Below are 7,167 nucleotides of genomic sequence, written 5' to 3' on the forward strand. Positions count from 1 at the left end.
AGACAGACTCGCGGTTCATTTAAGCATCCATGCCCGCCCTGAACTCCGGGCACACTATAAGTAATATCTGTGACCCAGACCTGATTGGCCCGGACAACAGTAAACTGCCGTTGCACGCGATTAGGGGCAACCACTGAAGGCCGGCCGGCGATACGACGCGGCGCTTTATAGCCGCGTACGGCTTTGATCCGGTTTTGTTGCATAATACGACCCACCCGGTTTTTGCCGCAGGTTTCCCCGATTTCGTTCAGGTCGCCATGAACCCGCCGGTAACCGTATACGCCTCCGCTCAGTGAATATGAGTCGCGGATAAGCATCAGCAGACGCTGGTTATCTTTATCACGCGCCGAGACCGGGTTGTGCAGCCACGCATAGAACCCGGCCCGGGCGACATTCAGTACCCGACACATCGTCATCACACCCCATACAGTGCGGTGTTCATTGATAAAGCGGTACTTCAGTCGGGCTCCCTTGCAAAGTACCGCGCGGCCTTTTTCAGGATATCCCGTTCTTCTTCGGTGCGTTTTAGCTGCGCCCGGAGTTTCAGGATCTCGCTTTTGGCTTCCAGTAAATCCCGGGCATGCTGTTCGCTGTTATCAGGTTTGATAGCCCGTAGCCACTTGTAGAGGCTGTGTGCAGAAACGCCCAGACGGTCGGATACTTCGGCAACGGAATAACCGCGTTCTGTTATCTGACGGACGGCTTCTTCCTTAAATTCAGGTGTAAATCGTGGTGTGCCCATACGCTCCTCCTATGCTCAAACTATAGGGCAGGATCGTCTACCGGGGCGGGGTCAGTCCATAAATGACTCTGAGGTGTCTGTTAAACCCGTGGCGATTCAAACCATATTCATAGCCAAGAATCCGACACCTCCAGCCAACACCAAGATACCTAAAACAACTATGGTTCGTAGCCCGCTTATCGATCTTTGCTGAGACTCCACCGCTGCCTCTAACTTGCTTTTCAATTCCGCTAATTGTTTAGCAATGCGGCTATCAATTGCTGTGCAGCCTTGTTCAAACTGATCAGGTGTTACAAACTTCAAGGCTGCAACCTCACGCCTTAGTTTCAACTGTTCATCTTTGATCTGGCCTAGAAGATCATTCAGTGACGTAAGGCGACCGTCAAACTCTTCAAATTTATTCGAGTTCTTCGTAACCAATTCAGCTTGTTCATAAGCTAGACTTGCGAGCGTTGATTTCGCTGCCTCTATCTCAGTTCTTGCATCGTTGACGGCGCTCAACAGGCCATTAAACTCTGCCACTTGCGTCGATTGCTCTTCGAGTGAATCGATTACCCGGTGTAGTTTCTGTATGTCATTCACCAATTAATCCCCTTGTATAGGCTGGTAAGTTTTTCAAGTCTAATTGCTAGTGGAGCTAACAAAGTGTGATAGGAGAACGGATCTCCTAGCTCTTCATTTACCTCCTCAAGAAAATCCAAATCATCAAATTTCTCATGGACCAAACGAGCAAAGCGGCTTCGCGCATTTTCAGAGAACATTGGCTTTAGCTGCATAGTTTTTCGGACCAGCTCTAGTGCTTCATCCCTATTATCACTGATCAACCGATCAAATGACGATGCCATTCTTCGCTCTCCATCTGCATCATCAAACTCATCGGAAGCTAGTCGCAGCACACCACTCAAGTAGTTCAAGAATGCATTATCTTTGTATGACTCTAGGAATCGAGAAATCTGACCTCGTAGGATCGTCATCTTCTCGCTGCCTACTAGATGTTCCGTGCCCTCTTCTTCATCAGTTTCAAAAAAAACTGATGGCCATAACTTCGCCGATGCAGAATTCTCAGCCATATAGAGCAAAAGTTGGCTCGACTTGTCGTGTCTGAAATAACCCTCCAACTTCTCCTTAAATTCTTTGCCATCCATCCTGCCTTCAGCAAATGAACTACAGTGTTCATAAACGTTCTTCTGTGACTGGCGGCGGTTGTAGACAAAATGGTCATAGGACCAAAGTAAAAGAACAAGAAAGATAAATTGCGATTTATCGATAGACCCTTTTCTCAGCTTGTCGCAGAGAATTTTGTAGTACTGGTTATCACTACTGAACACATCAGCGAGCTTAAACTCAGGATCATACTTTCTGACGGTATGCTCAATTTTCTTTTCCAGGCCTTCTTCCGATAGGCACTGGAACTCGACATAGAGCGTTCCATTAAAAAAGTCTTCGATTACCCAGTCAGAGACAATACCTAATTGAGAAAGACGGTAGATAGCCTTTTCCAATTTAAACTTTTCCGTACCAAACTGCCTGGCAGTAATGATCACCGTGTTGTGTTCCTGATTGTACTTAAAGAATTCGTATACATTTGCCATCAACTTGAACTCATCATTGATTGTGTCCAAGCCGTTTGTCATCAGGAATAGATTTGTGTTCAGGTCGCTATCGCGACTCAATGACTTCACGTACTCCTTCAGATCTTTGACGTTCGTGATAGCGTCCCAAATCTTGTCGAGAATAGCTGAATTGGGCTCTTTTGTGAGAAGCACATAGCAATCTGCGGGTACTTCCTTGAATAGTTTTTTATCTCGCCCGGCCCTGCCTGCTTCCTGATACAAGGCCTCCATCGACCCAGGTATTCCGAAGTGAATCGTATAGGCAATATTCCCCTTATTCACGCCCATTCCGAATGCCTTAGTGGCAGTAAGTAGGCGGTATTTATTTTCTTTAAATTCGTCTTGAACTTGGCGCTTATACCTATCGAAAGCCTCTCCCTGCAATCCACCCATTTTCGGAGCCGACCCCGAAAAATATCTAACATCCATCTTCAAGAGTGTTGAAATTCGGCCCGCTAAGCTATGACAACCCTTAGCTCCGTTGACGGTAGGTGTGAATATGATCCCCGCCTTATTGCCGTCTTCCCGATCGGAATTCCATTTACCCTCCATTTCAGAAACAAGCTTGACGACTGCATCACCTTTAAGGCCTTTATCGTCGATAACGTGGAATGAGAGTTCCTCGCGAGTGAAGTCCATTGGGGTACGGACAAAATCATCGGGGATATCAAACTCTGTTTGAATATCCTTTAAGACGTTAACTGATGCTGTTGCCGTTAGGCCTATATAACTTGCACTAGGAGCAAACCGTTCGATTGTATTTGCCAGGTTCAGATAAGAAGTCCTGAAATCATGTCCCCACTCAGACAAACAGTGAGCTTCATCGATCACCGCGTAGGCAAATGAGAGATCTAGTCCGATAGCCAACATCTCTTTTCTAAACGCATGGGTTTGGAATCGCTCAGGCGATATGAAAACGAAGAAGTACTTACCACGTCCGAAATCTCTCTGAACTTTGGCCTTCTCTCCTGCCTTCAAATCACTTGTAATAAAATTGCTTCGAGTGAAGCCGATGCTATCCAAATCTGCTTTCTGGTCATACATCAAACTTTTTATCGGGCACACGACAAAGCTAACGGCTGGTTGCAGGACCGCAGACAGCTGGTAACAAATCGACTTACCCGAACCTGTAGGCAGCAATCCTATTGTGCCGTTTTTCGAAAGTGCAGATCCTATGATACCAACCTGCCCTTCCCTGAAATCTACATCCTCTAGGTATGGTAGAAACAGGTTGCTGAGGAAGTATCTCAGCGACTCTCGCTGCTCGCTGCCTGGGCTAAGATCTAGCTTGTAGGTAATGGGGTTACTACATGAAAGCTCGAAAAAGTCATAGTCAATCAATTGACTGGTTTCTATTGAAACAGCATCAGAATCTTCGAAGTTTCGATAGAAATCGAAGTAATCCGTACGTGAATATATGACGTCTTGGTTAACTTGAAAGGAATCGTCATAACGCTCCAGTAAGCTGAAGTCGATGAATATATTTTCACCAGACCGTTCGCTCGGAAGCTCATCTGATTCGATCAGCGCAACCTCAATTCGCTTTTCTTCAATGCCGATGAGACGAAAGATATTCGATAACAAATCGTTCAGGTCGTCCAGTGCCGCTTCAGCAAAATCAGTTCCATCACGATTGACTATGAATAGTTTTTTCAACTCCCCTAGTCTGATCTGACCTCGTTCAAGAAGCTCTAATAACAGTATCTGGAAACGCAACGCCGAGGTCAGCCTCAATCGCGAGTCAGTAACATCGACTCCATTTTCATAAGCCTCTTGGTAATTCAATAAAGAAATACCATTAGGAGGCGTTAGGACACCATTTCGCTCTAGACTATCAACGATCTGAATTTGAGAAATAATCGAATTTATCTTACTGATAAATGACTGATTCTCAGATGCCACTTCTTGAACAGTGAAACGAACTGTCTTCAGTCCCAAGGTTTCAGTAAACGCATCCCTCATCTCATCTAAATGCTGAGAATTTTGGTGCTGTTGACCATCTATCTCAATAATTAAACCAACTTGAGGAATGTAAAAATCTACCTGTCGGTTCTGGAATTGTTCAACGTAGACCTGAGTCATATCGTAAATCTGAACTTCAGGGAGCATTAGTTGTTTTACAAAAATGTACTCACCGAAATACTTTGGAATCAGCTCATCAAAAAACCTTTTCGCTGGGTAGTACCCAGAATGCTTGTTGCCTCGAATCAATCTATTCCAAAAAACTGGCTTATCTGACACAAGAGCCTGAGCTGATGTATTAAGACCGCTCTTCTCCAGTTCAATGCCAAATGCCTTCCTCAGTTTCCGCGAGGCTATTGTTGGCTTCCCTCTCTGAAGCATATTCTTAAGAACTTGAATTGCTGTAAATAGCTGTCCAGACGCCGTTTCAGACGAGATAGAATACTGGAGAAGATTGTGGAAAATGAAGTTATGGTTGGTTCTCGCGTAGTTAGCAGAAAACTTCTTGCTTACAAGCCTGCTACTAGACTTCGACCTGACATGTCTAGATAGTTCACTTTCGTCCGCCAGCGAGTCGATGATTGGGTTGTACAAATCTGAAAACAGTTGGTTATTGTGTTGTTGTTCTTGGCTGTCAGTGCCTAGCTCCAATCTATAGAGAGTTTTAACCAACGTAAAAATGTAAATACTTGAATTCGGAAAAGCTTGAGATAGACAGCGTGTTATCTCATCAGTTGTAGCCCCCGAAGTTAATACGTCGTCAACGATCAGAAATGTCGGATTTGAATTAGCTTCTATTGAATCAAAATCGGCTTTATAGGCACCTCTGACCTGGTGGAGTCTTTGTGCTGCAGTGCAATTAGTCGATTTATCTAATACGTGATCTTTCTCTAATATCTTAGGTTGGTAAGAAGCCCCTAAAGCAACAGCCAGCGATTTGCCCAAGGTATCTAATGCTTTATCGCCATCTTCAGCCCTAAGCTCAGCGTGACCTAACGCTCGAACAACTATATCTATGGCTGGGAATGAAGGAGCTAGCTCAACAGTCTTGTTAACCCAGCGGCGAACAGAAGTATTCTTGTTATCTTTGAAAGACCAAACTTCCTGTTTGATACCATCTAAATAGAATCCCAGATGAAGTTTATTCCCAGATTGTATTAACTCAGAACGTCCAGTTCTTGCGGAGCTCCGCGTCGAGTTTTTTCCAATAAGCTCGGTGAGACCGCTTATTCCCTTATGTGAGGAATCGATCTCCGAGGCAGAACCCCAATCTACTGAGAAAAACTCAACTCCTGCATTGGAAGCAGCGTCTCGATCTAGGTTACTATCTCCTAAATAAATTGACTCGTCGGCGCTAACACCGAAGTACTCGAGAATACGAGTAACGCCCTCAGGGCTCGGCTTATGCTGCGTTACATCATGGTAGGCTACTACATAATCAACAGTGATACTGAAGTGTTTGAGTAGCCCCTGAACGTAGTTCGAAGGCGCATTCGAGAAGATAGCAACCTTGATTCCAACCGACCGAGCCGTTGTAACAAGGCCGACAACGTCCTGATAGATGACACAACCATTAAAGTACCTGGGTATGTCTCTCCATCGGCCAGCTGACCGAAGTGGTTCGAGGCTTGATGTATCAATAAGCGTGTCATCAAGATCGAGGACGATGACCTTTATCACAGCAGGCCACCTTTTGCTTTCAACGACCTAAATGAACTCGCGATATCTTCTAATTGAAGACGAATATCTTCATAAGATTCGCTCGTGTAGGGTATCGCCCTCCCTTCGTTAACTAGCTGTTGAGTTCCTGAAATTGCCTTGATAGTAAGATCTGGATACTTAGCTTTATGTGCGTCAGGAACGAAGACAGGACGCATCATAGAGATAGCAGATTTGACTGCGTGCATCGTCCCACCATCTATCGAAGTTTCAATAGCAAAGACGGCAGTAGATAAACCTGCTTGTATCCTGTCTCGCTTAGCAAAGAACGCAGGTATTGCTTTGGTTCCTGGTGCATTCTCTGCAACTAGAAGTCCGCCCTCGTCCAATATTTCCTTAGCGAGTTCCCGATTACTTGCGGGAGAAATAGACTCCACATCGACAAGAACAGAAATCGTTGGTGTTTTGGCGTCTAATGCCGCGCGATGAGCAATTGTATCGATACCCAGTGCAAGTCCACTGACTATCGTGAAGCCATAAGTCGCAAACTTTTGAATAGTTTTAATCGTTATGGTTTCCCCCTTGGGGGTGTTTTCACGAGTGCCTACAACCGCTAATGAAAGCCTATTATCTAAGAGGTTCAGATTGCCTTTGCAGTATAGAAAAGGAGGAGGTTTCGGGAGACCGTATAACGCAATTGGATAGGTTTTCGTACCGAAGAGAACAATCTCAACACCTTTATTTTTGAACGAATCAATCTCAGCTTGTACTTCGACCCTGAGAGCTTGGAAGTTCGCAGTATCTAAGAAGCTTTCGAGAGTTGCTCGAGATTTACCGTTTGATATTTTTAGATTGGAGGAGTGGTGTGCCAGTTCTTCGAGTGTTGCCACTCCGCTATACGCTGAAAACTTTAAGATGGACAGAACAGTTTCATCACCAACGTTCATTAGCCTCTTGACAACAAGAGCATCTACTATGTTCACATCCACTCCAAAAACACAACAAATTCTAGTCCATTAACCACAAATTTACTTGTATTCGACCGAAAACACAATAAAGTCAATCTCTATAAGCAGATATACGCCACGGCAAGTGTTGTGGTCAACTAAAACTGGCCACCGCGTTAGAGTTTTTCCAGTATTGGTTTTCTGATTCGTTTGGTGGTAACCCACCATGGTAATGACTCCAACT

Annotated in this window: 3 protein-coding genes and 1 pseudogene; all 4 read right to left on the minus strand. The window is 44.9% G+C overall.

Annotation, left to right across the window (positions count from 1 at the left end; translation table 11 throughout):
- Positions 1-742 (minus strand): annotated as a pseudogene (locus ACOTYN_RS25310) (IS3 family transposase); the annotation flags it as partial.
- A 96-nt stretch (positions 743-838) separates the two neighbouring features.
- Positions 839-1,324, minus strand: coding sequence for a hypothetical protein (locus ACOTYN_RS25315; RefSeq protein WP_047653993.1), 486 nt, complete (start codon positions 1,322-1,324; stop codon positions 839-841).
- Positions 1,321-5,997 (minus strand): RecQ family ATP-dependent DNA helicase, encoded by a 4,677-nt coding sequence (locus tag ACOTYN_RS25320; RefSeq protein ID WP_126287414.1) that lies wholly within the window; start codon positions 5,995-5,997, stop codon positions 1,321-1,323. Before ACOTYN_RS25320 ends, ACOTYN_RS25315 begins: the two co-directional genes overlap by 4 nt.
- Complete coding sequence (locus ACOTYN_RS25325; RefSeq protein WP_045896958.1) at positions 5,994-6,923, minus strand: DNA-processing protein DprA; 930 nt, start codon at positions 6,921-6,923, stop codon at positions 5,994-5,996. Before ACOTYN_RS25325 ends, ACOTYN_RS25320 begins: the two co-directional genes overlap by 4 nt.
- Positions 6,924-7,167: the final 244 nt, after the last annotated feature.

This window comes from Enterobacter cloacae complex sp. IR5458 (assembly GCF_049238025.1).
Lineage (GTDB): Bacteria > Pseudomonadota > Gammaproteobacteria > Enterobacterales > Enterobacteriaceae > Enterobacter > Enterobacter kobei.

Coding starts and splice junctions, on each gene's coding strand:
- ACOTYN_RS25325 (WP_045896958.1), bottom strand. CDS start 6,923: ATGAACGTTGGTGATGAAACTGTTCTGTCCATCTTAAAGTTTTCAGCG.